At 68.9% G+C, this 24,310-nt stretch carries 20 protein-coding genes and 3 tRNA genes; 14 read left to right on the forward strand and 9 right to left on the reverse strand.

Annotated elements, in window-relative coordinates:
• Positions 1-13: 13 nt before the first annotated feature.
• Both BM290_RS45685 and BM290_RS45690 read right to left on the reverse strand, forming a co-directional pair.
• Positions 14-883, reverse strand: a complete 870-nt coding sequence (locus tag BM290_RS45685) for a transketolase family protein (protein WP_093622286.1) — start codon at positions 881-883, stop codon at positions 14-16.
• Positions 880-1,596, reverse strand: a complete 717-nt coding sequence (locus BM290_RS45690; RefSeq protein ID WP_093622287.1) for a thiamine pyrophosphate-dependent enzyme — start codon at positions 1,594-1,596, stop codon at positions 880-882. The genes BM290_RS45685 and BM290_RS45690 overlap by 4 nt, the downstream gene beginning before the upstream one ends.
• 45 nt (positions 1,597-1,641) lie before the next feature.
• On the opposite strand from BM290_RS45690, the gene soxR reads away from it, so the two are divergent.
• Positions 1,642-2,085: a redox-sensitive transcriptional activator SoxR gene (gene soxR / locus BM290_RS45695; protein WP_093622288.1), complete on the forward strand. Its 444-nt coding sequence runs from the start codon at positions 1,642-1,644 to the stop codon at positions 2,083-2,085.
• Positions 2,086-2,095: 10 nt separating this feature from the next.
• Here the strand turns inward: soxR and BM290_RS45700 are convergent, their stop codons facing one another.
• Complete coding sequence (locus BM290_RS45700) at positions 2,096-2,731, reverse strand: class I SAM-dependent methyltransferase family protein (RefSeq protein ID WP_093622289.1); 636 nt, start codon at positions 2,729-2,731, stop codon at positions 2,096-2,098.
• A gap of 73 nt (positions 2,732-2,804) precedes the next feature.
• On the opposite strand from BM290_RS45700, the gene BM290_RS45705 reads away from it, so the two are divergent.
• Entirely contained in the window at positions 2,805-4,154 is a 1,350-nt protein-coding gene (locus BM290_RS45705; protein WP_143134211.1) for a hypothetical protein, read from the forward strand.
• A gap of 386 nt (positions 4,155-4,540) precedes the next feature.
• On the opposite strand, the gene BM290_RS45710 is transcribed toward BM290_RS45705, so the two are convergent.
• Positions 4,541-4,625: transfer RNA gene (locus BM290_RS45710), tRNA-Ser, on the reverse strand.
• Positions 4,626-4,692: 67 nt separating this feature from the next.
• Between BM290_RS45710 and BM290_RS45715 the strand changes: the two genes are divergently transcribed.
• The 4 genes from BM290_RS45715 to BM290_RS45730 all read left to right on the forward strand — a co-directional run bounded on the left by BM290_RS45715 (position 4,693) and on the right by BM290_RS45730 (position 8,459).
• The gene (locus tag BM290_RS45715) at positions 4,693-5,655 is read left to right on the forward strand and encodes an NAD(P)H-quinone oxidoreductase (RefSeq protein ID WP_093622291.1); all 963 of its coding nucleotides are present in this window, start codon (positions 4,693-4,695) and stop codon (positions 5,653-5,655) included.
• 264 nt (positions 5,656-5,919) lie between these two features.
• On the forward strand, positions 5,920-6,438 hold the full coding sequence (locus BM290_RS45720; RefSeq protein ID WP_218163319.1) for a DUF4352 domain-containing protein: 519 nt from the start codon (positions 5,920-5,922) through the stop codon (positions 6,436-6,438).
• Between the two features lie 403 nt (positions 6,439-6,841).
• Positions 6,842-7,606: a C40 family peptidase gene (locus BM290_RS50500; RefSeq protein ID WP_239144146.1), complete on the forward strand. Its 765-nt coding sequence runs from the start codon at positions 6,842-6,844 to the stop codon at positions 7,604-7,606.
• Positions 7,607-7,928: 322 nt separating this feature from the next.
• Positions 7,929-8,459 (forward strand): YbhB/YbcL family Raf kinase inhibitor-like protein, encoded by a 531-nt coding sequence (locus BM290_RS45730; RefSeq protein ID WP_093622293.1) that lies wholly within the window; start codon positions 7,929-7,931, stop codon positions 8,457-8,459.
• A 67-nt stretch (positions 8,460-8,526) separates the two neighbouring features.
• Here BM290_RS45730 and BM290_RS45735 read toward each other — a convergent pair whose 3' ends face one another.
• Positions 8,527-9,240 (reverse strand): class I SAM-dependent methyltransferase, encoded by a 714-nt coding sequence (locus BM290_RS45735; RefSeq protein ID WP_093622294.1) that lies wholly within the window; start codon positions 9,238-9,240, stop codon positions 8,527-8,529.
• Between the two features lie 372 nt (positions 9,241-9,612).
• On the opposite strand from BM290_RS45735, the gene BM290_RS45740 reads away from it, so the two are divergent.
• Positions 9,613-11,493, forward strand: coding sequence for a DUF6311 domain-containing protein (locus BM290_RS45740; RefSeq protein ID WP_373871157.1), 1,881 nt, complete (start codon positions 9,613-9,615; stop codon positions 11,491-11,493).
• A gap of 111 nt (positions 11,494-11,604) precedes the next feature.
• On the opposite strand, the gene BM290_RS45745 is transcribed toward BM290_RS45740, so the two are convergent.
• Complete coding sequence (locus tag BM290_RS45745) at positions 11,605-12,387, reverse strand: IucA/IucC family C-terminal-domain containing protein (protein WP_093622304.1); 783 nt, start codon at positions 12,385-12,387, stop codon at positions 11,605-11,607.
• Between the two features lie 335 nt (positions 12,388-12,722).
• On the opposite strand from BM290_RS45745, the gene BM290_RS45750 reads away from it, so the two are divergent.
• A complete protein-coding gene (locus tag BM290_RS45750; RefSeq protein WP_093622296.1) occupies positions 12,723-14,252 on the forward strand; it encodes a peptide deformylase in 1,530 nt (509 codons plus the stop codon).
• A 6-nt stretch (positions 14,253-14,258) separates the two neighbouring features.
• Here the strand turns inward: BM290_RS45750 and BM290_RS45755 are convergent, their stop codons facing one another.
• Positions 14,259-15,368, reverse strand: coding sequence for a globin domain-containing protein (locus BM290_RS45755; RefSeq protein ID WP_093622305.1), 1,110 nt, complete (start codon positions 15,366-15,368; stop codon positions 14,259-14,261).
• Positions 15,369-15,475: 107 nt separating this feature from the next.
• Here BM290_RS45755 and BM290_RS45760 point away from each other — a divergent pair, with 107 nt between their 5' ends.
• Positions 15,476-16,249, forward strand: a complete 774-nt coding sequence (locus tag BM290_RS45760; RefSeq protein ID WP_093622297.1) for a CPBP family intramembrane glutamic endopeptidase — start codon at positions 15,476-15,478, stop codon at positions 16,247-16,249.
• On the opposite strand, the gene BM290_RS45765 is transcribed toward BM290_RS45760, so the two are convergent.
• Positions 16,207-16,872 carry a hypothetical protein gene (locus BM290_RS45765; RefSeq protein WP_093622298.1) on the reverse strand — a complete coding sequence of 222 codons (666 nt, stop codon included), beginning with the start codon at positions 16,870-16,872 and terminating at the stop codon, positions 16,207-16,209. The two genes, BM290_RS45760 and BM290_RS45765, sit on opposite strands and share 43 nt — an antisense overlap.
• A gap of 1,189 nt (positions 16,873-18,061) precedes the next feature.
• On the opposite strand from BM290_RS45765, the gene BM290_RS45770 reads away from it, so the two are divergent.
• The 5 genes from BM290_RS45770 (at position 18,062) to BM290_RS45795 (ending at position 23,868) form a co-directional block, all read left to right on the forward strand.
• A tRNA-Ser gene (locus BM290_RS45770) sits at positions 18,062-18,152 on the forward strand.
• A 41-nt stretch (positions 18,153-18,193) separates the two neighbouring features.
• Positions 18,194-18,266 (forward strand) — tRNA-Arg (locus BM290_RS45775).
• A gap of 734 nt (positions 18,267-19,000) precedes the next feature.
• Entirely contained in the window at positions 19,001-19,891 is an 891-nt protein-coding gene (locus BM290_RS45785; protein ID WP_143134213.1) for a hypothetical protein, read from the forward strand.
• A gap of 337 nt (positions 19,892-20,228) precedes the next feature.
• Positions 20,229-23,456 carry a DEAD/DEAH box helicase gene (locus tag BM290_RS45790; protein WP_203779879.1) on the forward strand — a complete coding sequence of 1,076 codons (3,228 nt, stop codon included), beginning with the start codon at positions 20,229-20,231 and terminating at the stop codon, positions 23,454-23,456.
• A 7-nt stretch (positions 23,457-23,463) separates the two neighbouring features.
• A complete protein-coding gene (locus BM290_RS45795; protein WP_093622302.1) occupies positions 23,464-23,868 on the forward strand; it encodes a hypothetical protein in 405 nt (134 codons plus the stop codon).
• Positions 23,869-23,938: 70 nt separating this feature from the next.
• Here BM290_RS45795 and BM290_RS48960 read toward each other — a convergent pair.
• Positions 23,939-24,310 (reverse strand): Ig-like domain-containing protein (locus tag BM290_RS48960; RefSeq protein WP_177320183.1); only part of this gene is annotated, 372 nt, incomplete at its 5' end.

Here is a 24,310-nt window from a genome sequence, read left to right on the forward strand (position 1 = left end):
CCCAGGAAAGGGATCAGCCCAGGAAAGCCTCGATCGAGCGGCGCAGCCCGGCCGGGTCCAGGCCGTGAGCGCGGGCGTGGTCATGCCTGCTGCCGTACCGTCGCACCTCGGCGCGCCCGACGCCCAGATGCAGCGACCGGTGCGGCAGCCCGCTCAGCGCCTCACCGACCAGATGTGCCGACGTGCCTTTGGCGTAGGGCTCGACCACCACGATCTCGTCACCGCGCATGGCGGACCGCAGAGCGGCGGTGTCCAGCGGCCGTGGGGTGTTGGTGTAGGCCACCGTCACGTCCAGGCCGAGGGTCGCCTCCAGCACCGGATCGAGCATCGGCCCGACCGCCACCACCAGTGGGCCGCCCTCCCGCAGCACCCGCAGCCCCCCACCGAGGTGCGGATGGCTGTTCTCCTGCGTGGAGAGGCGCACGTAGACCCGGTCGTCGTGGCGGGCCGCCGCGCGCAGCGCCTCCGCCACCTCGTCGCGGTGTCCCGGCACGTGTACGGTCCAGCCGTCGAGTGTGTCCAGCAGGGCCACGTCACCGGGGGACTGGTGGGTGTACCCCTCGGCCGCCGCGTCGTACGAGGCGCCGATGCTGACCAGCACCGCGCCCACGTCCTGGTGCGCGAAGTCCAGCTTGATCTGCTCGTACGCGCGGTCGATCAGGAACGGCGCGTACGAGTGCAGGTAGGGCCGCATCCCGGTGAGCGCGAGCCCGCCGCCCACCCCGGCCATCAACTGCTCCCGGATGCCGACGTTGAGCACCCGGTCCGGATGCCGGCGCTGCACCTCGGCGAACCGGTCGGCCGAGATGTCGGCGAGCACCAGGGCGGTCCGCGGATCCTCGTCGAGAAGGGCTGTCGTCGTGGCGATGAACGTCTCCCTCACAGCGCCGCCACCACCAGACGCGGCCGGTCCTCGACGACGCGCAGGGCCTGCTCGATCCCGTCGCGGTCGCGCCCGTCCACCACGGAGACACCCCAGTTCGGGAACCTCGCCGGGATCCCCACGGACAGTCCGGCGCGCGTGCGATCACTCATGGCGGAGACCTCGCCGTCCTCGTCGAGCCAGGTCGGCGCCCCGGACCATCCGCCGGGCCACCCGTGCGTCGAGCTTCGGTTGTCGACGACGATCGCGGTGATCGGCAACCGGATCGCGGCGGCGTAGGCGATCGCCTCGTGATTCGACCCCTCGTCCAGCTCCGCGTCACCGAGCAGCACGAACGTCCGGGTGTCGAGGTATCCCTGGGCGCGCAGCCCGAGCGCGGCGCCGACGGTGAGACCCAATCCGTGGCCGAGCGAGCCGGTGCCGATCTCGACGCCCGGGATCAGGACGCGGTCCGGATGGTGGCCCAGCGGGCTGTCCCAGCCGCCCATGTCGTCGAGCCACTCCTCGGGAATGAAACCCTTCGCGGCGAGCACCGCGTAGTAGGCGGCCGGGCCGTGCCCCTTCGACAGGAAGAAGCGGTCCCGGCCCGGATCATCGACGGTCTCCGGAGTGATTCGTAACACGCGGTCGTAGAGAACCCACAGCACATCCAGCGTGGAATGGGCACTCGGGGAGTGTTTGACGTCGGCGGTGACTCGGCTCAGCAGCTTCATGTGTCTAGGCTGCAACTTGAAGTTCACTTCAACTCAAGGAGTGCCATGGAGACGCTCACCATCGGCGAACTCTCCGCCCGCAGCGGAGTGGCCCCGTCGGCGCTGCGCTTCTACGAGCGGGAGGGGCTCATCCACGCCTCCCGGACCAGCGGCAACCAGCGGCGATACGACCGGGCCGAGCTGCGGCGGGTGTCCTTCATCAAGATCGCCCAGCAGGTCGGGGTGTCGCTCGACGAGATCCGGGAGGCCCTCGACTCCCTGCCGGAGAACCGCACCCCCACCAAGGCCGACTGGTCCCGGCTCTCGGCCCGCTGGCGCTACCGGCTGCAGGAGCGGATCACCGTCCTGGAGCGGCTCCGTGACGAGCTCAGCGGGTGCATCGGCTGCGGCTGCCTCTCGCTGCAGCGGTGCAAGCTCGCCAACCCGGGCGACCGGCTCGCCGCGGGTGGCACCGGACCCCAGCGCATCCTCAACCCCGCCGTGAGCTGACCCGGTCGCGTCACCGGAACCGGAAGATCCGGCCCTCGGCCGGCAACGGCTCCGGCGTGCCGGTGAAGCGGTGCGCCCCCACGGCGAACAGCACCCCGCCGGGCGCGGTGAACGCCAGCTCGGCGAGGCCTGCCTCGGCCAGCCACTCGCGGATCGCGGGCGTCAGGTCCGGTGCCCGGCGGGTCCTCGTCCAGATCACCGTCGCGCCGGGCGCACACAGGCTGGGCAGGGTGGCGACCGTTCGGCGTACGCCGGCGTCGTCGATGTTGCCCAGCACGCCCGCCATGAGGACGAGATCGGCCGGGACCGCCTCCCGGTAGGCCGCCAGGTCGCCGGCGTCGGCCTCGCGGACGGTCACGCCCTCCAGACCGGCCGCCGCCGCCCTCGCCCGGGCGGCGGCGACGTTACGCCCGTCGAACTCGATCAGCGTGGCCCGTACCCGCGCCGCGTCCGGCCGGGCCGCCAGCACCTCCAGCAGGTCATGGCCCTGGCCGGCGCACATGCTGACGACCGTGAGCCGCGGCTCGGGCCGCTCGTCGAGCCACGCGCCGATGTGCTCCTGAACCACCCGCAGCCGCTGCGCCAGCGCCGATCCGGGGTCCGCGTAGTCGCGGTGCCAGTCGTGCCAGTCCCTGTCCCCACCCATGCGAAACATCGTGCCAGTGTCGGACCCCGTCGATATGATGACGCTCGATTTCATCTACGGGGGAGGAATCCGCGTGTTCAAGCGCACTGGCATCGCTGCGCTCTTTTTCGCATCACTGCTGCTCACGCCCACCGCGGCGCTGGCCGCTCCGGCCGACGGGCTGACGCTCGAGCTCTACGACGTGACCGCGGCCATCGGCTCCACCGACGACGGCACATGGGTCATCCTGGTGAACACCGGCGACGAGGCGATCGATCTGCCCGAGGTGCGGCTGACGGCTGACGCCGGCGATCTCGCGGGCAAGGCGGTCATCGACGGCGGGTCCTACTGCTCCGGCGACGGATCCACGCTCACCTGCACCTATCCGGCCATGTCGGTGCGAGCGCACGGGTATGAGCAGCTTCCCAAGCTCTTCGTGCGGCCCACCGAGGCCGCACAGGCCGGGGACACCGGGACGGTGAAGATCGCCGTCGGTGAGGCCACCGGCACGATCAACGTGACCATCGCCGAGGTGGTCAGCCTCGTGGCCGAGCCCGAGGTCGCGACCTCGGGAGCACCGGGGTCCACCGTGACCTTCGCGCCGGGCATCACCAACGCCGGCGACAAGCCCATTCAGGGCATCGTGTTCGACGGCGGGGCCGGCTCGCTCAACGTCGACTTCGAGCACCGGTTCAGCAACTGTCGGTACGCCCCCGGTGAGTTCTACTGCACCCTTGACGAGGTGCTGGAGCCCGGCAAGACCTACGTGCCGGCCGAGGGTGTGCCCCTGAAAATCCGCCGGGACGCGCCGGCGCCGATGCAGCTCACCAGCGGCTCGCACGTCCAGACCGTTACCGACGCGGCGAGGTGGCTGGCGGACTTCAAGGAGCGTAACCCGGTCTCCACCGCGGGCACGGGCGGTCCGCTGCGGCTGGTGGAGAAGCCCGCGGCACGTGCCGCCCGGGCCGGTGGCGCCCAGACCGACCCGGAGTGGTCCGACGACTACACCAGCATCACCGTCGATGTCACGGGTGAGAACCTGCCGGACGAGGCGGCGGTCGGGGCATCGGCACGCGGCCGGGTCGGCACCGAGGTCGACGTGCAGGTCGGTCTGCGCAACCGTGGCCCGGCCCGCATCGACGCGTTCCGCATGGACGTCCCGGTCACCTATCCGTCCGTCAGCGTGGTCATCCCGGCGGGGGCGACCGTCGTGTCATATGACGAGGAGCAGTGCTACCAGCGGGCTGCCGACTCCTACCACTGCCAGTTCCGTGACCTGGAGGTCGGCCAGAAGCTGACCGTGCCGTTCCGGCTCCGCATCGACAGCGCCGGGACGTCGACCGGCTCGGTCACGGTCACGACGGCCGACTACTCGGGTACACCCGGCCCGGACAGCAATCGCGGCAACAACACCGCCAAGCTGACGGTGACCGGTCGCGCCTGACCCTGCTGAAACGAATGGGCCACACCTCACGCCGAGGTGTGGCCCATCCGCACTCCGCTATAACCTGCTGCGGCGGCGAGAGGCTCCAGTGGACAGAGGGCGCCAATAGCGGGCTGTCGTGCCTCTGGCGATCTGCTGGAGCGCTTCAACGTCGATCTCTGGCGCATTCGTCCCGCGAGGCTGGTTCGATCGCTGGCGAGCCGAGGGGGCCGTGAACAGGGCGTTCGTACGCACCGCCGGACCCGTGCGTTGTCGCGTATTCGTCGCGACGAGGGAGATCACCTGGGTCGCGGTGAGATCGAGTAAGACTCCAGATGTATCACGAGCAACCCCCGCTGTCCTGCGTTCGCGCAGTTCAGCGGGGGTTTTCGCTGCTCCAGGTAGAGCGGAGGGCGTGGGATTCGAACCCACGATGAGTTACCCCATACCGGTTTTCAAGACCGGCGCCATCGGCCACTAGGCGAGCCCTCCCGTAGTGCCGCTCCAGTCTGCCACCCGCACTTGGATCGTGTCGTACCGGTGGGGCAGAGTCGGCCGTATGCGCGCGATCGTGATCGAGGACAAGCAGTTGGTGTGGGCCGAGGTTCCGGATCCGGAGGCGGCCGAGGGCGAGGTCGTCGTCGATGTCACGGCGTCGGCGGTCAACCGGGCGGACGTTCTGCAGCGGCAGGGCTTCTATCCGCCGCCTCCGGGCGCCAGCGCCTATCCGGGGCTGGAGTGCTCGGGGGTGATCAGTGCGGTCGGTCCCGGGGTGACCGGCCATCACGTCGGTGAGCGGGTGTGTGCGCTGCTCGCCGGTGGCGGCTACGCCGAGCGGGTGGCGGTGCCCGCGGGGCAGCTGCTGCCGGTGCCGGCGGGGCTGTCGCTGGTCGAGGCGGCGTCGCTGCCGGAGGTGGCGTGCACGGTGTGGTCCAACGTGGTGGATCGCGATCGGCTGCGTCCCGGCGAGACACTGCTGGTGCACGGCGGCGGCAGCGGGATCGGCACGTTCGCGGTGCAGCTGGGCGCGGCGCTGGGTGCGACGGTCCTGGTCACCGCGCGGGCGAGCAAACACGAGCGGCTGCGCGCGCTCGGCGCCGATCTGACGATCGACTATCAGAACGACGATTTCGTACGGTCGGTCGTGAACCACACCGGCGGAAGAGGCGTCGACGTCGTCCTGGACATCATCGGAGCGAAGTATCTGGCCCGCAACATCGAGGCGCTCGCACCGGACGGCCGGATCACGGTGATCGGCATGCAGGGCGGCCGGACCACCGAGCTGGATCTGGGCGCGCTGATGGCCAAGCGGGGGCGCGTGTCGTCGACGTCGCTGCGGGCCCGGCCGGCCGCGGACAAGGCGCGGATCGTGGCCGGTGTCCGTGACCAGGTGTGGCCGCTGGTGGCGGCCGGTCTGGTGAAGCCGATCGTGCACCGTACGTTCCCGTTGGCGGAGGCAGCCGCGGCGCACGAGTTGCTGGAGTCGAGCGACCACTTCGGCAAGATCCTGCTGCAGCGCTGAGGGCACATCACACTTTCGGGTGCACCGCGGTGAAGCCATATGTCGGATAAGGCAGTATATGCGGCGAGTCGCGGCCGCATCCGGCCACACCATCCCCAGCATGGACGGACAACGCGTCCGACGCCGGACGCGTGCCGTATCCGACCGCAGGGGGACATCGTGACGTACGCACCACACCGTTCCGCGCCCGCCCGCGAAGCACGCCGAGCACCCACCCGCCACGCGCCGGCCCGCCGGCCCCGGTCCCGCCGGGACGAGACCGACATGCACCGGTGGCGTGTCCGGCGCTGGATCGCCGGGGGCATGCTCTCCTCCGCCGCACTGGTCGCCTTCGGCGCGTGGGCGGTCCTCACCACCCCGTCCACCGTCGTGGTGACCGCCGCCGACCCGGACGCAGCGCGCGCCGCCGAATTCGGATTCGAGGTCACCGGCTTGCGGTGCGGGGTGTCGTCGATCGGCCCCGAGGACACGGCGCCGAAGCCCGCCGGACAATTCTGCCTGCTCGACCTCGAAGTGACGAACAACAGCGGGGAGCCGAAACTTCTCGACAGTGGCGCACAACGTGTCCACGACACCAACGGGGTAGCCTACGCCGTCGCGGATCAGGCCGCGGAGTTTCTCGATGACAGCGGATCACCGCTGTTCACCGAAGTCGCCCCGGGCGAGACGGTGAGCGGTGTCCTGCCCTTCGACGTGCCCTCTGACGTGCGGCTCCGTGAGGCCACACTGACCGGTCCGGGGTCCACTCCGGGCGTACGCGTGATGTTGCCCGAACCCCGCTGAAAACAGTGTTTATCCGTTCGTGATCGGGGATCAATTACGTGAATCACGCCCCGGCGGATTCGATGTTGTGTTGGCATGGTCCACGGAATACGCACGGTTGTCCGGGTTCCCATTGCCCACCTTCGACGGCGGGCTAAACGCGGCGGCAGCATCGGCCGCGTTCGGATGGGATTCGCGTGAGTGCCCCGGGCCTATTTCGGAGGCAACACTGCACGGTTCGTCCACCCGGCGGGTGCTGACCGCCGGCGCGCTTGCGCTGGCCGTCATCGCACCGGCCCCAGAGCAGGCCGAGCACGGCACGGAAGCGGTCAGCACACCGCTCCGGGCCCTGCCGGCCACACCGGAGCTCGCGGATCATCCGCTGGGCACAGAGGTCCAGAGCCGACAGCTGGGAGCGTCAGCGATGGACACGAGGAAGGCGCCGTGGAACCGGCTCCGTGAACTCCGGTTCGACGCCGGGTTCGAGGCGGCGCCGGTACGGGACGGGCTCGAGGCCCGCGCCGCAGCCGCCGAACGGGCGTCCCGCGCGAACCCGCGCCGAGCCGTCACCGCGCGGCCGGCCGCCCGGGTCCGCCCGTCACCGGTCTCCCGCCGTCCCGCGGCCCTCGCCCGTCAGGCCGCCCGGCCGGTCGAGGCCCGTCAGATCGCCCGGCCCGTGGAGGGGCGTCAGGTCGCCCGAGCCGCCGCACGCCCGGTGGCCCGCGCTCAGGCGGCACGACCCGTCGTCAAGCGCGTCACGGTCCAGCAGAGGCGCGTGAGCATGCCGGAGAGGGGATCGGTACGCCGGAGCACCCGCAGCACCACGGTGCGGCGGCTCGGGGCGTCCGCGGGCTCCCGGGACATGCGTGCGGTGATCGCCTACGCCAGGGCACAGGTCGGCAAGCGGTACGTCCGTGGCGGCGAGGGCGGTAACGGCTTCGACTGCTCCGGGCTCACCAAACGGGCGTACGCGAGAGCCGGCCTGAATCTGCCGCACTCGTCCGGAGGGCAGGCCCGCCGGGCCAGGGCGGTGTCGCGCTCGCAGGCCCGTCCCGGCGATCTGGTGGTCGGCCGCGGACATGTAGGGATCTACATGGGCAACGGGATGATGATCGACGCGGGGAACCGCCGTACCGGTGTGGTCTACCGCAAGGTGTACCGAGGGCTGTCGGTCTCCCGGCTGCACTGAGGCCGGGCCGGAAAGTGGCCGGACAGCAGTCAGCACCCGCCAAGACCTGACGGGTGCCGACTCGCTGACCGCCGCTGCCGCGACAACACGGCGGCCGATCACCACCAGGCGCGGGGATCTCTGCCGCACACACCCGGTCGGATGTCTGACAGAAGCATTACCGAGGACGACTCAACTCATGCGCACCACCTGTGCGTTTACCCGTACGAGTGACCACGCGTGGCAATGGGGACGAAAGGCGCTCGACACGTCGAACGGTTAGTCTCGGCCCATCGTGGGAAAACCGGATCAGTTTCCATGAGCATGCCGCCGGAGGCCCAGCATGAGTCTTGACCGCGCCACGGCGCCCGATCCCTACGATGTCCTGCCACCGGTCCCGTCCTTCACGGTGACCAGCACGGACGTGACGGACGGGCAGCCTCTCGACGAGCTCTACGCGCACACCAGCGTCGGTGGGAAGAATCTGTCGCCGCAGCTCTCCTGGTCCGGGTTCCCGGCCGAGACCCGCGGCTTCGTGGTCACCTGCTTCGACCCGGACGCGCCGACCGGCAGTGGCTTCTGGCACTGGGTGCTGGTAAATCTGCCGGTGTCTGTGACGTCGCTGGAGCGCGGGGTGGAGCCGCTGCCGGAGGGCTCGTTCTGCGTGCGCAGCGACTACGGCGACCGTGCCTACGGTGGCGCCGCGCCGCCGCCGGGCGACCGCCCTCATCGGTACGTGTTCGCGGTGCACGCGATCGACGTCGACCGTCTCGAGGTGACGCCGGACGCGTCGCCCGCCTACGTCGGCTTCAACCTGGCCTTCCACACCGTGGCCCGGGCGACGATCCGCCCGACCTTCCAGGTGCGCGGCTGAGACGCACCTTTCTCGTCGTACGGAACAGGCCGCCGGCACGGAGCCGGCGGCCTGTTTCTCGAACTGATCAGCGGGGCGAACGGGCCACGCAGAAGACCGACTGACCGAACGGCGGCCGGACGATGCGCTCGGCGGCCTTGGTCACCGGCAGCACCAGCGAGTCATACACCTTCACCATCGGCCCCTCCTTGGGGGCCAGCTTGAAGATGCTGGTCGCGGTGTAGTAGCCGAGCAGGCCCAGCGCGTTCGCGTAGTGGACCTTCTCGATCTCGAGGCCGGCCTCGACGAAGGCGGCGCTCAGCGTCTTCTTCGTGTAGCGGCGGATGTGCCCGGTGGCGATGTCCACCTGGCTCATCGCGAACATGAACGCCGGCACGATGATGATCACCTTGCCGCCGGGGCGGACCAGCTCCCGCATGCTGCGCAGCGCGCCGACATGATCCTCGATGTGCTCGAGCACGTTGTAGGAGACGGCGGCACTGTACTCACCCGCGGGGTTCTCGACCGGGAGCAGCATCTGCTTCACGTCGATGTTCGGGTACTCAGCCATCCGCTCCTTGAGCAGGACGAGTCGATCGGGATCAGCCTCGGTCGCGGTGAACTTCGGCAGGTGCTCGGCCCACTCGATCGCGTAGTCGCCGAGACCACTGCCGATCTCGATGGGGTTCTCGCCGAGGTGGGGGAGCGCAAGCTCCACGAACCACCTGCGGTGGTTCACCGCAGTGGCGAGGCCTTCGAGCACTTCGGACTGGATCCGCTGGTCTCCAGTGATGTCTGCCATAGGTGAGGTTCCCTCATCTTGCCGATCTGAGTGACAGCGGGACCGCTGAAGTTAACCATCTACCGCGCCTAACCGAAAGTTGACCGCTGGTCACCACCGATTTTTTGGCCTGATTGAGACATGCCCGGCCGGGCTCTCGCACGAGTTACCCCGCAGGGAGTTCACAGGTTGGTCACCTCGTTGGACACGCGGAAAACACGCGTACATATCGGCTCTATCACGCCTGGGGCGCACACCGCTGGCTTCTCGTAAACCTCGGTTAGGGTGGCCGATGCTATGACGATTACGGGTTTTGACTCGACAGGCCAGTCGACCGGCGAGAGCCTTCTGCCGCCGCGCCAAGTGACCGCCGACGACGACCTGGACGCGGAGCTGATAGCCCTCGGGTCAACTGCCGCGGTGGCCGCGCCGGCCATTGCGACGCCCGTCGTCGAGCCCGACGAAGAGCAGGTGGGACGCCCTTCGTGGCGTCGCTGGCTCACGTGGCGTGATGTCGCCGCGCTCGCGAGTTTCCTCGCCGTGGCGCTCTACCTGACCGCCCCTATGTGGCTCAATCTTGATCATGAGTTGCGTGACGATCCGCAGGATCAAGCTTTCTTCGAGTGGATGCTGGCGCACGGTGCACGCGTGCTCACCGATGGCGTCTATCCGTTCTTCTCGGACCGTATGAATTACCCCGACGGGGTGAACATGATGGCCAACACCTCAGTGTTGGCCGTTTCCTTGCCACTGACGCCCGTCACTCTTCTGTTCGGTCCACATGTGGCGTTCAACGTATTTCTCACCGGCGCATTGGCATTCACCGGCGCGTCGTGGTATTTGGTGCTCTCGCGTAGGTTCGTCACATCTCGGGCAGCGGCCTGGGTCGGGGCCCTCTTCTGCGCCTTCGCGCCGAGCATGGTCTCGCACGCCGGCGGCCACCCGAACATCGTCTCCCAGTTCCTCGTCCCGCTGATCGTCTGGCGCACCCTGGAGCTCCGGGTCCGCGGCCGCGCTCTGCGCAACGGGCTGCTCCTCGCCGGGCTGCTGGTCTGGCAGGCGTTCATCAACCTCGAGATCCTCTTCATGACCGCTGTCGGTCTCGGTTTCTTCTGTGTGGTCATGGCAGCCGTCCGGCGCCGGCGCCATCCGGGCGAGGCGACGGCGTTCCTGCGCGCGCTCGCGGTCACCGCGGTCGCCACCCTGGCCGCACTCGCCTACCCGCTGAGCGTCCAGTTCTTCGGCCCGCAGAGCTATCAGGGCCTCTCCGAGTACGTCCGGGCGTTCGGCGCCGACCTCGCGTCCTTCGCCGCCTACTCCCGGCACTCGGTGGCCGGCGACGCCTCGATCGCCAGCCGGCTCACCCAGAACCCGGCGGAGGAGAACGCGTTCTTCGGCTGGGGACTGATCGTCCTCTTCGCCGGTCTGCTGATCTGGCTGCGGCGGTCCGCGGCGGTGCTCACCCTCGGCGGCATCGCGCTTCTCTTCGCGGCCATGTCGCTGGGCCCCAACGTGGTGCTGAACGGTGTCGACACCGGCTACCCCGGCATCTGGGCCGTGCTGCACAGCATCCCGGTGCTCGACTCGGCGGTGCCCACCCGCTGGGCCATGGCGATCGCCCCGATCGTCGGCGTCGTCCTGGCCTTCGGCTGCCAGCGCGCGGCCGACATGATCCGCAGCCAGCCCGCGTCCCGCGGCCCGATCCGGGTCGCGATGATCACCGCGGTCGCGATGGCGCTGGTGCCGCTCATCCCCAAGCCACTGGCCACGGTCCCGATGGACCCGGTTCCCACGTTCGTCACCTCGGGCGCCTGGCGGGCCTACGTCGACGACCGGCACACCCTGCTCGCGCTCCCGGTGCCCGACAACGTGTACCCGGACCCGCTGCGCTGGTCCGCCGAGACCGGGCAGGACCTGCGCATCGCCGGCGCGTACGCGTTGCTCCCCGCTCAGAACCCGCAGGACCCCCAGGACCGGACCGCGATGTTCGCGCCGCCGTGGCGTCCGACGAGTGGCCTGATCGCCTCGATCAAGCAGGGCAACCCGATCCCGGAGATCAATGACACCCGCCGCGAGATGGCCCTGGCCGACCTCCGCTTCTGGAAGGCGGCCGTGGTGGTGCTGACCCCGCAGACCCGTGACATCGAGATGCTCCGCACGATGTCCGAGCTGCTCGGCTTCCGGCCGTCGTGGATCGGCGGCGCCTGGGTCTGGGATGTCCGCCACCTGGTCGACAACCCGGACGCGGCCATCACCGGCGGCGAGCCCTACTGATCGGCCCGTAGCGAGATGCCGGTGGGGACGCATCTGCCCGGCGGCGCGGAGTCGGTGGTGAGGGGACGCCTGCGTCGCCTGGATGTGGCGGGACTCTGCGTGGCCGTACCCCTAAGCGGTTTTGATGCAGCAGCCCGGGCAGACCTTGGGGCGCGGCAGGGTGAAGGCCAGGCAGCACGTTTTGCGTTGCACGTCGAGTTTGCCCTGGCGGTTGGGGATCAGGTCGATCAGGTCGCGGACGCCGAGCGCGCCGAGGAGCCGGTCGATCGTGTCGGCGGAGGAGCCGGGGACGGCGTCGGCGGAGCGCAGGACGCCGTAGGCGATGCCGGAGGCCAGGGAGCCGAGCAGGGTGCGTTTGCCGAGGCGGACCCGGCTGTGGATGGCGTCGAGCAGCGGGGTGAGGTGCTGGTCGAGGAGGCTGCGGCGGAACTCGATCAGCAGAGCTTCCTCGTCGGCGACGACCTTGACCTGCGGGAGCCCGGAGAGCGCCAGAGGATCGTGGGGTAGGACGGCGACCGGGATGTCCGGGCGCAGGCCGAGAGTGATCAGCGGACGGGGATCATCGAAGCGCATCAGCGTGTCGGTGGCGGTGAGTAACGGCACACGTCGCGCGGAGGCCCAGCCGAGGACGGCGGGGAGGGCGAGCCAGTAGGTGTACGCCTTCCAGGCGAGCGCGGCGGCGGCGTGCGGCTGCGCGTCCCAGCGGCGGCGGGCGGCGTCGAGGAGCGTGTCGAGGTGCACGTCGGCGAGCCGGGCCGTGGGTGTCCAGCCGGCCTGGTCGCGAATCACCAGGTCGGGAGCGAGGCCGGGGAGCTCGGTGCTGGTGCCGAACATGGCGCGCAGAGTCGCGGTGACCGGGGCCAGGGGCCGGGGGCGGATCTGCGTGAGCTCCATGGTGATGCTGGTCACGGGCGGCCGCCGGCCCGCGGCACTCGTCGCTGAGTCACCGCACAACTCCTCGCGGATGAACTTGCTCAAGCCGGATGGGGACGAGCCGGCTCTTGTGGAGCGACAGAGGCTCGTGACGACCCACGGTACCCGGTTAAGGGTAGCCTAACCACACTGGCCCAAGGGATCTTTCGGGCGAATGCCCAAGGTAATGATTACTTTACGTAGCGTCGTCCCGCTGCCGGATTCGTCAAGGTATCTGTCGGCAACGCGCTACTAGCTCCTTGGTGACACAAGATCCCAGCGACACTGAACATGCCGTCGCGAAGGGGACATCCGTGATGACCACCTCGCCCATCGACAGGGCCGCAGATCAGTTCGTCACGGCGCTTGCGCAATGGCGGGTCGAGCGCGGGATGACGAAGAAGCAGCTCGCCGCCCGGATGGGTTTCGACCCCTCCTACGTCAGCCACGTCGAGGGGCGCCGGCACAAACCCACCGAGGACTTCGCCCGCCGGGCCGAAGCGGTCCTCGGCGCGGGCGGGGCCATCTGGCAGAGATTCCAGGAGTACGACGAGCTCCGCCACGCCCGTGCCACCGGTCTGCACCGTGACCCTCCGGTGCCGGTCCAGTGGCTGCCGCCGGGCACCGGCCTGATCGTGGAGCGGGAGGTCGCCGAGCTCGCGTACACCGACGGCGCCTACCGCTGCCGCGTCCAGCGCTGGCTCTACAACGCCGGTGTGGAACCGGTCACCCGCTACCTCGCCAAGATCTCGGTGGACCGTTACCCGCACGACCCGGCCGGCTCCAACCGGCACCACCGGGAGAACCCGCTCACCTTCGACGAGATGGACGTGCACGCGTTCGCCGGCGAGGGTGACGCGGCCGAGACCATGATCTGGCGGGTCAAGCTCGACCGGGACGCGTCCAAGGAGATCTGGCTGATGTTCGCCAACGGGCGCGGCCAGTTCCCGCTCTATCCCGGCGAGCGGACCGTCATCGAGTACGCGTACACGGTCGGCGAGGAGAAGTGGGGCCAGTGGTTCCAGCGAGCCGTCCGCCTGCCGACCCGGTCGCTGACCGTCCGGCTGAACTTCCCGGAGAGCTTCGAACCCCAGGTCTGGGGTGTGGAGGCGTCCCTCGCCGCTGAGGTGCCCGTCCGCACCCCGTTGGAACGCCGCACCGAGGGAGGTCGCGCCATTTTTGAGTGGTCAACAGACGCGCCCCTGCTCAACGCGCGGTACCGGCTGGAATGGCGGTACCGCGGCGCCGATGCCCCGGTCTACGAGGAGACCGGACCGCCGGAGCCGGCCCTGCCCAGGGCGTCGCACCGGATGCGTGGCATCGGCATCATCCAGCGCGGATCCGACCTGCTCCGGCAGCGGGCCCGCCACTTCCAGCTACCCCGTGAGGGCGCCGCCGCCCGCAACGCGGTCACCCGGCTGCTCACGTCGCTCGGCCGCCTGGAGGACCTGCACGAGTTCAGCAAGGGCGTGGGTCTGGCCGCGCCGCAGATCGGAGTGCCGGTGGCGGCCGCCGTGGTCCGCCCGCCGGAACGCGACGTCGACCCGGTGGTCCTGCTCAACCCGCGGGTCGTCGGTGAGTCCGTGGAGTGCGACGAGCAGTACGAGGGCTGTCTGTCGTTCTTCGACTACCGCGGACTGGTGCCGCGACCGCTGCGGATCGATGTGGAGCACGCGCGGTTCGACGGGACCCGGGTGGTGACCAGTTTCGAACGAGCACTGGCCCGGCTGATCAGCCACGAGATCGACCACCTGGAGGGACGGCTCTACGTGGACCGGATGGAGGCCGACGCCAAGCTGATCCCGGTCGCCCAGTATCAGCAGACCGGGCGGCCCTGGGACTACTGAGATCCGTCAGTCCGAGAAGCTGTCGTACTTTATCCGGACAGAGGGGATCTGCAGCTCGGACAGCTTCTTCAGGGTGGCCCGCACCATCCGGCCCGAACCGGAGACGAAGAAGTCGTGCTCCTTCCACGGGCCGTACTTCACCACCACGTCGGCGATGTCACCCTGCTCGCCGGGGAAGGTCGGATCGTCGCTGCAGGCGGTCACCACCGACAGCCACGGATAGCGGGCGGCCAGCCGGTTCAGGTCGGCCAGGTCGTACAGATCCTCACGATTGCGCGCGCCGAAGAAGACGTGCACCCAACGGGTCCGGTTGTACCGGGTCAGCTCCTCGAGCAGCGACTTGATCGGGGCCAGCCCGGTGCCACCGGCCACGAAGACGGCGTCCCGGGTCGATCTTCGATCCAGTGTCATCGAGCCCATCGGCGCGGCCAGCTTGATCATGTCGCCGACCTGCAGCCGGCGCACCAGCGCGCTCGACACCCAGCCGGCGCCCACCGCCCGTACGTGGAACTCCAGCGTGTTGTCCCGCCGGGGCGCGTTCGCCGGAGAGTAGGTACGCCACAGGCGCGGCTGGTAACGCGGGCACTCGATGCTCAGGTACTGCCCGGACCGGTAGTCCAGCGGCTGCAACGGCAGCACCGTGAACACCGCGATGTCCCGGGACCGGCGCTCGTGCGCGACGACCTCGCCGTACCAGTACGGCGGATTCGGGTCGGCGTCCGCTCCGGCCAGCATCTTCGCGGCGATCACCGCGTACGCGTCGGCCCACGCCTGGTCGTACTCGACACCCCACTGCTCGCCCGCGTACGCCCGCATCGACTCGATCAGGGCGCCGCCGACCACCTCGTAGTGCTCTGGTTCCACGTGGAACTTGCGATGATCACGACCCAGCGCCCGCAGGTACTCGTCGAACTTCTCCGGATCCTCCAGCGTCTGCACGGCGGTGACGATCGCGTTCAGCAGACGCGCCCGCTGCACGTCCATCTGGACCGGGAAGAGATCGCGCAGATCCGGGTACGACAGGAAGATCCGCGCGTAGAAATAGCCGGCAACCTTGTCCTGATGCTCCTCGACGAGGCTCCAGCTCTCCTTGAGCAAGCGTGCGAGGTCTCCCATGCCATTCAGGGTGGTCAGCACAGTCGGGAACACGACGCACTTCAAGTGCGACAGCGGTGTGTCGCATGGCGAAATAGGGGGATTTGTGCCTCGCCTAGAGTAGCGGGGTGACCCTGGAAGAACAGCAGCAGACCACCCGTCCGCGTTACCGGGCCGAGATCGCCATCGTGCTGCTGCTGTCACTCGGGCAGTCAGCCGTCTACTCGATCGTGTCGCTGACCGCGAAACTCACCGCGGAGAAGCCACTCGCGCAGCAGACCACCACGCTCAACCCGACCGTCTCGCCGCGGATCTATCTCGATCTCACGTACCAGATGCTCGGGATCTTCTTCGCCCTGATCCCCGTGGCGCTGGCGTTCTTCCTGCTCGCCAAGGACCGGATCAGGCCGCGTGACCTCGGCATCGACTACCGCCGGCCGGGTTACGACATCGGCTGGGGCCTCTCCCTGGCGGCCGGCATCGGGCTGCCCGGGCTCCTCTTCGTGTACGCGGCCCTCAAGCTCGGCATCAACGCGCAGATCCGGCCGTCCGGGCTCGAACCCTACTGGTGGTCGGTGCCCGTGCTGATCCTCTCCGCGATCCAGAACTCCGTCCTCGAAGAGGTCATCGTCGTCGGATACCTGATCACCCGGCTCCGCAGCCTCGAGCTTCCGATCGTCTGGATCATCGCGGCGTCCGCCGTCCTCCGCGGCTCATACCACCTCTACCAGGGCTTCGGCGGCTTCATCGGCAACGCGATCATGGGCGTCGTGTTCGCGCTGTTCTTCTTGCGGACCAGACGACTCATGCCGCTGATCGTCGCCCACAGCGCGCTCGACATCGTTGCCTTCGTCGGCTATCAGCTCCTACCCGACTCCTGGCTGACCTGGCTCTCCGCGTAGAAGCGGCGAGCCCGTACCGCGACCATTTCCGTCGTGGTGCGGGCGCTCAGAAACGCGGTCAGCAGCCGCACACCGGGCGTCGCCAGACTCAGCGCCGCCCACCCCAGAACCGGGCCCACACCCGGGCTGACCAGCCGCAACAGGTCCGCGGCGCGCTCCGGCGCGGTCGGATCCAGACCATGGATCGCGGCGAGGTGCAACACCAGCTCAGCGTGCGTGATCACGGTTGCGGCGCCAAGAGCGACGGGGGCGTACGGGCCGGCCAGCGCCCCCGCGCCGCCTCGCAGCCCCGCCGAGCGGGTGAACCGCTGCACCGCCAGCCTCGCGAGAGCGTCCCGCGATGCGGTGGGATAGGTCGAACGGGCATGATCCGTCCAGGTTTGCGCGCGGGGCCCGAGAGCCTGCACCAGGGCCTGGGCGAGGATCTCGGGGGTACGGGACGGCTCGGCCAGCAGTTGCTCCCCGATCGAGTCGACACGCCGTGGGGCCGGGTGAGCCTTGACCACGCGCAGCGCCGGTCGTGTCACCTCGGTCTCCGGCTGGTCGGCGGGGTGCTGGGCGCCGGCTGCCGATTCCGTGGATGCCGGCTCGGTCGCCACCTGTGCCGGGGTGACCTGCGTCACCGCCGGCTCTGCCTTCTTTGCGGGCCCGGTCTTCTTTGCGGCGGTGGCCTTTTTCGCTGGTGATGCCTTCTTGGCCGCAGCGCGCTTCGCCGGAGTTGTGACAACGGGCTCTGCGGCCAAGCCCTCGGCGGCTGCGACGCTTTCCGCCGGTTGGACGGCTGCCGAGTCTTCGGCAGCCGTCGAGTCTTCGGCGGGTTGAGCGGCTACCAAGTCTTCGGTTGGCTCGGTGGTTGCCGGGTTTTCGGTCTGTTGGGCGGTTGCCGGGTTCTCGGTCGGTTCGGTGGTTGCCGGGTTCTCGGCTGGTCCGGCGGGCTCGGAGGCTGCTGGGGGGAAGGCCGGTTCCGCCGAGGTCTCAGGGCCGACCGACGTGGCCGCACCTGGAGTTTCGACAGTTCGAGGTGCGCTGACGCGCCCAGGCCTGGTCGGGGTCTTGCGGCCGCTTGGCCCGCTCGCCGACCGGGCCGGTTTGGTCGCGGCCGGAGAGTCCACCGGTGCGGCTGCGGTAGTGGGTTCGGCCGGCTTTGCGGCGGTGGGTTCGGCCGGCTTTGCGGCGGTGGGTTCGGCCGGCTTTGCGGCGGTGGGTTCGGCCGGCTTGGTTACCGCCCGGCGGTCGGGTGGCTTCGTTACCACGCGAGGGGCAGCCGGCTTGGTTGCCGCACGAGGGGCGGCTGGCTTGTTGATCGGCTTGGGGTCGGCCGGTTCGGTTGCCGCCGGAGGAGTCACCGGTTGGGTGGTTTCGGGCTCGGCTGGTTCGGCGGGTGAGGTGCTACGCGGCTGTTCCGGACCGCGGACCGGCTGCGACGGCACGGCAGCGGGACGGCCTGCTTTGCGCGGGGCGCGGCGTGGGCGGGCTTCCTCCGAACTCGATGGTGTGTGACCTTCGGCACCCGCATCAGGCTGTGGTGGTTGGAAGGTGACCGCCGGCGGCGCGCCGCGACGCCCAGGGGCCGCGGCCGACCGATCGGCAGACGGCGTCTGCTCGGGCGTGCTGAACGGGCTTCGCGGATCCCGAGCCCGCGGAGCCTCCCGGCGCGTGTTCTCCTCCATCGCTGGAAGCCTAGTCGCCTCCGCTACGTTTCGCCTGTTCGCGCCCGGTCGCGAAGATCTCCGGTGCGCCGGATGCCTACCTCTTTGTGCGGCCGTCACCGGGTCCGGTATTGTCAAGCCTCGGTGGCCCTCGGGCTACCGGGGAGACTTCGCCTAGTCTGGTCTATGGCGCCGCACTGCTAATGCGGTTGGGGTTTTAAAGCCCCTCCCGGGTTCGAATCCCGGAGTCTCCGCGCAAAAGTCGGTGTTGTAGGCTGACTGAGCAACAAGGCAAGCGCCCGTAGCTCAATGGATAGAGCATCTGACTACGGATCAGAAGGTTAGGGGTTCGAGTCCCTTCGGGCGCACAAAGTGGTCAAGGCCGTGAGCCGCGGAAACGCGGTCACGGCCTTGACTGTTTTCCCCAAGTTCGGCTCTGCTGTCCCGCATGATGGGATCGCGGTGATCGGATGGTGGTCGCGTGTCGCAGACGTGTCGATCCCTTTTGGAATTAGCCCGGTCGGGCTTTGAATCCATCAATCCCATGGGGGCATCATGAGCGCCGAAGCAGTAGGCGCGGGAATGCCGACCCAGGAGACGCTGGACGACCTTGCTCAGATGGCCGCCGCTGACGAGCACCACCACTACTAACTGAGTCCTGAGAGAGTGCTGTCAGTCGAGTCTCTTCGGGTGGCATCCGGTGGCGCGGGCTCATGGGCACCGGGGGCGGCCTTCGGCCTGCCGGCCGGGGGCGGCGCCGCGATGGCCAGGGTGCTGGTCACGGTGTTCGGGCCGGCGCTGTCCGGTTGGCAGGCCGAGCTGCTCGCGCAGCCGGCCGTGTGGGCGGCGCCGCTCGCGTCCACGGGCTCGCTGATGACCCGCGGCCGGATGCCTGCGGACGTGGGCGCGACGATGCCGGCGGTTGTACGCCCCGGGAGTCACGCCCCGGGAGTCACGCCCCGGGAGTCACGCCCCGGGAGTCACGCCCCGGGAGTCATGTTTAAGAAACTTTAAGGAACGCTTGCTCAGTGTCATGAACTGCTGCCACATCACTGCTCGTACATCTCGGCACAAGCAGTACCGAGACGAAGTGGAGCGGTGCATGTATCGACGCGGAGTCAGCAGCCGGACGCGCAAGCTGGTGATTGGAGGTGCCGCCGCAGCGCTGCTGGGCTCGGCGCTCGCGGTCGGCACGGGGATGAGCCAGGCCGCCGAGTCCGGAGCCGGCTCCGACAGCATCAGCGCTTTGGTGCCGGCGCTGGGTTTCAGTCCGGGAAATCCGAACGCTACGGCCGACCGGGTGGGTCCTACCGGGGTGAACGTTCCGGGTCGCTGCCCGCCCACTCAGGCGCAGGTGAACGCGCAGGTGGCGCTGAAGAATGCGAGCCTTCCGAGTGGAACGGATCTTGAGAGTCGCATTCAACGTTTTGAAAGGACGTTGTCGGCTGTTCAGGACTTGAAGTGTCCGGCGTCTTCCACGACTTTGCTGGGCCGCTTGAATTCCTTGACCGCGCTGCGTGGAAACGCGAACCGTGACAACATCCTCCGTGGTTTGGGTGTGAACGAAACGCCGGCGGACAGGGCCGCAGGATCCGGTAACGCGGGCGCGAGTGGCGCGACAGGGAACGCCGGAGCCGGCTCCGACAAGATCAGCGCTTTGGTGCCGGCGCTGGGTTTCAGTCCGGGAAATCCGAACGCTACGGCCGACCGGGTGGGTCCTACCGGGGTGAACGTTCCGGGTCGCTGCCCGCCCACTCAGGCGCAGGTGAACGCGCAGGTGGCGCTGAAGAATGCGAGCCTTCCGAGTGGAACGGATCTTGAGAGTCGCATTCAACGTTTTGAAAGGACGTTGTCGGCTATTCAGGACTTGAAGTGTCCGGCGTCTTCCACGACTTTGCTGGGCCGCTTGAAATCCTTGACCGCGCTGCGTGGAAACGCGAACCGCGACAACATCCTGCGTGGTTTGGGTCTGAACGAAACGCCGGCGGGATAAAGCCGGGCAATCCGGCGCTGCAAAAAACGTCAGCGAAATAAGCGGCGGCAACCGGACCCTTCGCGGATCCTGATGCACGGCACGGAACCGCCTCGCCGGAGGCCCTCGCACCACGGGGGTCTCCGGCGCTTCCGTATGTGCGCCATGCGCGCGCGGTGATCTTCAGCGTGCTGACCGACACGGCTGTACGGGCACCCGATCTCGCGCATTTCTCAGCAGCCGGACGGGGGCACTGCGACCCTCTCGCACGTCGGGTGTCCCTCGTGGTGGGTACGCAGGGTGCGATTCCGGCCGTACCGCGCTTAAGGTGGGCGGTTGGCGTTGGCGGAAGGTGATGATGGCGAAGCTGGTCCTGTCCCCGGAGGAATCCGCCCTCTGCGAGGTGGTCGGGGTCCGCACCTTCCTCCGGGCGCGTGCGATGGTGGCCGACGGCGAGATTCTTGTCCAGGCCGCAGGCTCCGGTCAGGCGGTCGGTTCCGGTAAGGCGGTCGGCCGGCTCCGTGACGGCGGAGTCGTGGCCGGCGAGTTGACCTCCGGGGCAACGCCCGACCTGAGCGGTGTGTGTACCTGCGCCGACCCGGATTGCCTTCACATCGTGGCGCTGCTGATCGCCGCTCGGCAGGAGACCGCACCTGCGGAGTCCGTGGCGCCGGCGCAACGGCGGCCGAGGACGAGCCGGTGGGAGTCCCAGCTGTCGGCGTGGATGCGGGATGTGGCCGGGCCGCCACTGCCGCAGCCCGCAGAACCGGGCCTCGGCCTGCAGTTCGAGCTGGTGACCGGATACCTTCCCCGGAGTCGCAGGACCGGGCAGCGGTTGTCGCTGCGTCCGGTTCTGCCGGGCCGCAAAGGCTGGGTACGGACCGGGATCACCTGGCACTCGATCAGCTACGCCGGAGGCCCCTCACCCGCCCTGGAACACCACCGTCGGCTGCTCAACGAAATCGTCAAACTGTCCGGCTCGTACACGCCCTACTACGGCAGCGGCAGCACGAATCTGTTCCTCGACGAGTTCGGCAGCCGGCGGATCTGGGACCTGCTGGCCGAGGCGCAGGAGTCCGGCCTGCCGCTGGTGCAGTACGGCAAGAACGCCGCACCGGTGATCGTGGCTCGCCGCCCGGCATCGGTGTCGCTGCAGGTGGACCGGGTCGACGGAGGCCTGTCACTGCAAGCCGTGATGCAGGTCGACGGCACGCCGGTCGACACCGAGCACACGATGTTCATCGGCGAGCCGGCGCACGGCATCGCCTCGTGGGGTGCGGAGGCCGGGCAGGTGCTGCGGCTGGCTCCGCTGGTCCGTCCACTCCCGAAATCGGCTCGTAAGGTCCTGACGGCACCGAGCATCCGGATCCCGGGCGGCCAGGAGGAGCGGTTCTTCGCCGAGTTCTACCCGGGCCTGGTCCGGCAGCTGGAGGTCGTACCGGCGGGACCGGACGTGAACCTGCCTGACGTGACTGCTCCGGCTCTGACGATGACGCTGACCGCTGAACGCGGGCACCGGCTGCGCTTGCGCTGGGAGTGGATGTTCGAGGTGGGCGGCGGCCGGCACGCCGAGCCGCTGTGGTCGCCGACGCTTTCCGAGGAACAAGCTCATCTCGTACGGAAAGCAAGTGATCTTGTTGGGTCTGAACTGCTCGAAGCGGGTTTGACTGGTCCTCGGCTCGCTGCGGAATCGGTGCTCGGCGGCGACGCGATGATCCATTTCTTGAGTGCGGTGGTTCCCGCGCTGGTGGAACTCGGTGTGACAGTGGTGGAGCCGGCCGGGGACTGGGACCTTCAGGAGAGCGAAGCACCGCCGGTCATCACGTTCGCCAGTGCCGCACAGGCTGACGAGCACGACTGGTTCGACCTGTCGGTACGCGTCGAGGTGGGCGGCGAACAGGTCGGCTTCGAGGATCTCTTCGTCGGGCTTGCCCGCGACCAGGAGTTCCTGATCCTGCCGAGCGGCACCTACTTCGCCCTCGATCGGCCGGAGTTCCGGCAGCTGCGCGAGTTGATCGCCGAGTCCCGTGCGCTCACCGACAGCCCGCCGGGCGTTCTGCGGGTCGGCCGGTTCCAGGCCGGCGTCTGGGACGAGCTGGCCGAGCTGGGTGAGCTGGCGGGTCAGGCAGCCGACTGGCAGCGCACGGTGGCCACGCTGAGCGAGGCCGGAATTCGCCTCGACCAGCCGGTTCCGGCCGAGGTCGACGCCGAGCTGCGCCCCTACCAGCTGGAGGGCTTCCGCTGGCTCGCGGCGCTGCACGACAACGGGCTCGGCGGCATCCTCGCCGACGACATGGGCCTCGGCAAGACTCTGCAGGCTCTCGCGCTGCTCTGCCATGCCCGCAAACACGGCCGGTTCCTGGTCGTCGCGCCGGCCAGCGTTGTGCACAACTGGGCAGCTGAGGCCGCCCGATTCACCCCCGATCTCGAGGTACGAGCGATCGCCTCCACCGCGGCCCGGCGAGGAGTCGAGCTGGCCGAGGCGGTCGAAGGCGCCGATGTCGTGGTCACCTCCTACACCCTGTTCCGCCTGGAGTACGACGACTACGCGGAGCTGGAGTGGGCCGGCCTGGTGCTCGACGAGGCGCAGTTCGTGAAGAACCCGCAGTCGCAGGCGTACAAATGTGCCCGCCGGCTCCCGGCGCCCTTCAAAGTCGCCATCACCGGTACGCCGATGGAGAACAACCTCGCCGAGCTGTGGGCACTCTGCTCGATCGCGGCGCCCGGCCTCTTCCCCCGGCTCGACCGGTTCACCGAGTACTACCGTCACCCGATCGAACGCGAACACGATCAGGATCGGCTGGCCCAGTTGCGCCGCCGGATCCGCCCGCTGGTGCTGCGCCGCCGCAAGAGCGAGGTCGCCGCCGAACTACCGGCCAAGCAGGAACAGGTGGTCGAGGTCGACCTGTCGCCAGGGCATCGCAAGATCTATCAACGGTATCTGCAGCGGGAGCGACAGAAGGTGCTCGGCCTGCTCGGCGACCTGGAGAAGAACCGGTTCGAGATCTTCCGCTCACTGACCCTGCTGCGACAGGCCAGCTTGGACGTCGCGCTGGTCGACGAGCAACACCGGGCAGTTTCGTCGACGAAACTCGACCTGCTCGTGGAACAACTCGCCGACATCGCCGCCGAGGGCCACCGCACCTTGGTATTCAGCCAGTTCACCCGTTTCCTCGGCGCTGCCCGCGAGCGGTTGGAGCAGGCCGGCATCGCCTGCGCGTACCTGGACGGCACCACCCGCAACCGCAAGCGCGTGGTCGAGGAGTTCAAGACCGGGACCGCGCCGGTCTTCCTGATCAGTCTGAAGGCCGGCGGGTTCGGTCTGAACCTGACCGAGGCGGACTACTGCATCCTGCTCGACCCGTGGTGGAACCCCGCCACCGAAGCACAGGCCGTGGACCGCGCCCACCGCATCGGCCAGGCCCGTAACGTGATGGTCTACCGCCTGGTAGCGCGCGACACCATCGAGGAGAAGGTGATGGCCCTGCAGGCACGCAAGGCCGAACTGTTCGCCGGAGTGATGGACGGCGGAGAATTCGCGTCCGCGGGACTCAACGCCGCCGACATCCGCGAACTGCTGGGCTGACTACGTAGTGCCCGGAACCCTCGCCGTTCTGATCGTTGTCGCGGCGCTGGCGGAGGGCCTGGTCGCCGGTTTGGGCGCGATGGCGTGGTCGGATCATCGTGCCGGGGGATTCACCACCGAGGAAGCCTTGCCGTTCGTTGTGGCCGGGGTGTCCGCAGCGGCAGGTGTCGTATTCGCGGTCCTGGCGATGATCGCGTTGTTGCGTGGCCGCTCAGGACGTGGTCTTGCCCGGGCCGCGGTCAACCTGTCCTGGCTTCGGCTGGGGGCCGTGATCATCGCGCTGGCGACGGTCGCGCTCAACGCCAGCGTCACGTCTGCGTTTCCACTGGTGGGCATGGTGCTTGCGGTGGGCGACGGCATCGGCGGTCTGGTCGTCACCGGCGCGGCTGCTCGCCGTACCAGCGATGGGTGAACCGCCCACCTTGCCGGTGCCGTGCCGTGCCCGCCCGGTGTGCTGCCGGGCGGGCACGGTGCGTGGCGGATCAGCGGCGGTAGGTGCGCTTGGTCGTGAGCTTGCTGTTGCCCGCCCGGTCGTAGACGCGGAACTGGACGGTGAACTTCTTGCCGTACTTCTTCGGGTTGATCTTGAAGGCCCAGCCGGCTCGGTAATCGGTGGCGACCTTCTTGCCGTTGACCAGCAGTTCGACCCGGGCGACGCCGTTCTTGTCGGTCGCGTTCACGGTGACGTTGAACGTCGTGGCCCGCTTCGTGTTGTTCTTCGGCGCGCTCTTGATCGACGCGGCCGGGGCCGTGTTGTCCACGATCACGGTCCGCTTGGCGGTCGCCGAGTTGCCCAGCCGGTCGACGGCGACCCAGGTGATCGTCTTGACGCCGTCCTTACCGGACGCCAGCCG

The sequence above is a fragment of the Actinoplanes philippinensis genome, assembly GCF_900113015.1.
Classification (GTDB): Bacteria; Actinomycetota; Actinomycetes; order Mycobacteriales; family Micromonosporaceae; genus Actinoplanes; species Actinoplanes philippinensis.

Coding starts and splice junctions, on each gene's coding strand:
- BM290_RS45690 (WP_093622287.1), bottom strand. CDS start 1,596: ATGAAGCTGCTGAGCCGAGTCACCGCCGACGTCAAACACTCCCCGAGT.
- soxR (WP_093622288.1), top strand. CDS start 1,642: ATGGAGACGCTCACCATCGGCGAACTCTCCGCCCGCAGCGGAGTGGCC.
- BM290_RS45700 (WP_093622289.1), bottom strand. CDS start 2,731: ATGGGTGGGGACAGGGACTGGCACGACTGGCACCGCGACTACGCGGAC.
- BM290_RS45715 (WP_093622291.1), top strand. CDS start 4,693: ATGCGCGCGATCGTGATCGAGGACAAGCAGTTGGTGTGGGCCGAGGTT.
- BM290_RS45720 (WP_218163319.1), top strand. CDS start 5,920: ATGCACCGGTGGCGTGTCCGGCGCTGGATCGCCGGGGGCATGCTCTCC.
- BM290_RS50500 (WP_239144146.1), top strand. CDS start 6,842: ATGGACACGAGGAAGGCGCCGTGGAACCGGCTCCGTGAACTCCGGTTC.
- BM290_RS45730 (WP_093622293.1), top strand. CDS start 7,929: ATGAGTCTTGACCGCGCCACGGCGCCCGATCCCTACGATGTCCTGCCA.
- BM290_RS45735 (WP_093622294.1), bottom strand. CDS start 9,240: ATGGCAGACATCACTGGAGACCAGCGGATCCAGTCCGAAGTGCTCGAA.
- BM290_RS45745 (WP_093622304.1), bottom strand. CDS start 12,387: ATGGAGCTCACGCAGATCCGCCCCCGGCCCCTGGCCCCGGTCACCGCG.
- BM290_RS45750 (WP_093622296.1), top strand. CDS start 12,723: ATGACCACCTCGCCCATCGACAGGGCCGCAGATCAGTTCGTCACGGCG.
- BM290_RS45755 (WP_093622305.1), bottom strand. CDS start 15,368: ATGGGAGACCTCGCACGCTTGCTCAAGGAGAGCTGGAGCCTCGTCGAG.
- BM290_RS45785 (WP_143134213.1), top strand. CDS start 19,001: ATGTATCGACGCGGAGTCAGCAGCCGGACGCGCAAGCTGGTGATTGGA.
- BM290_RS45790 (WP_203779879.1), top strand. CDS start 20,229: ATGGCGAAGCTGGTCCTGTCCCCGGAGGAATCCGCCCTCTGCGAGGTG.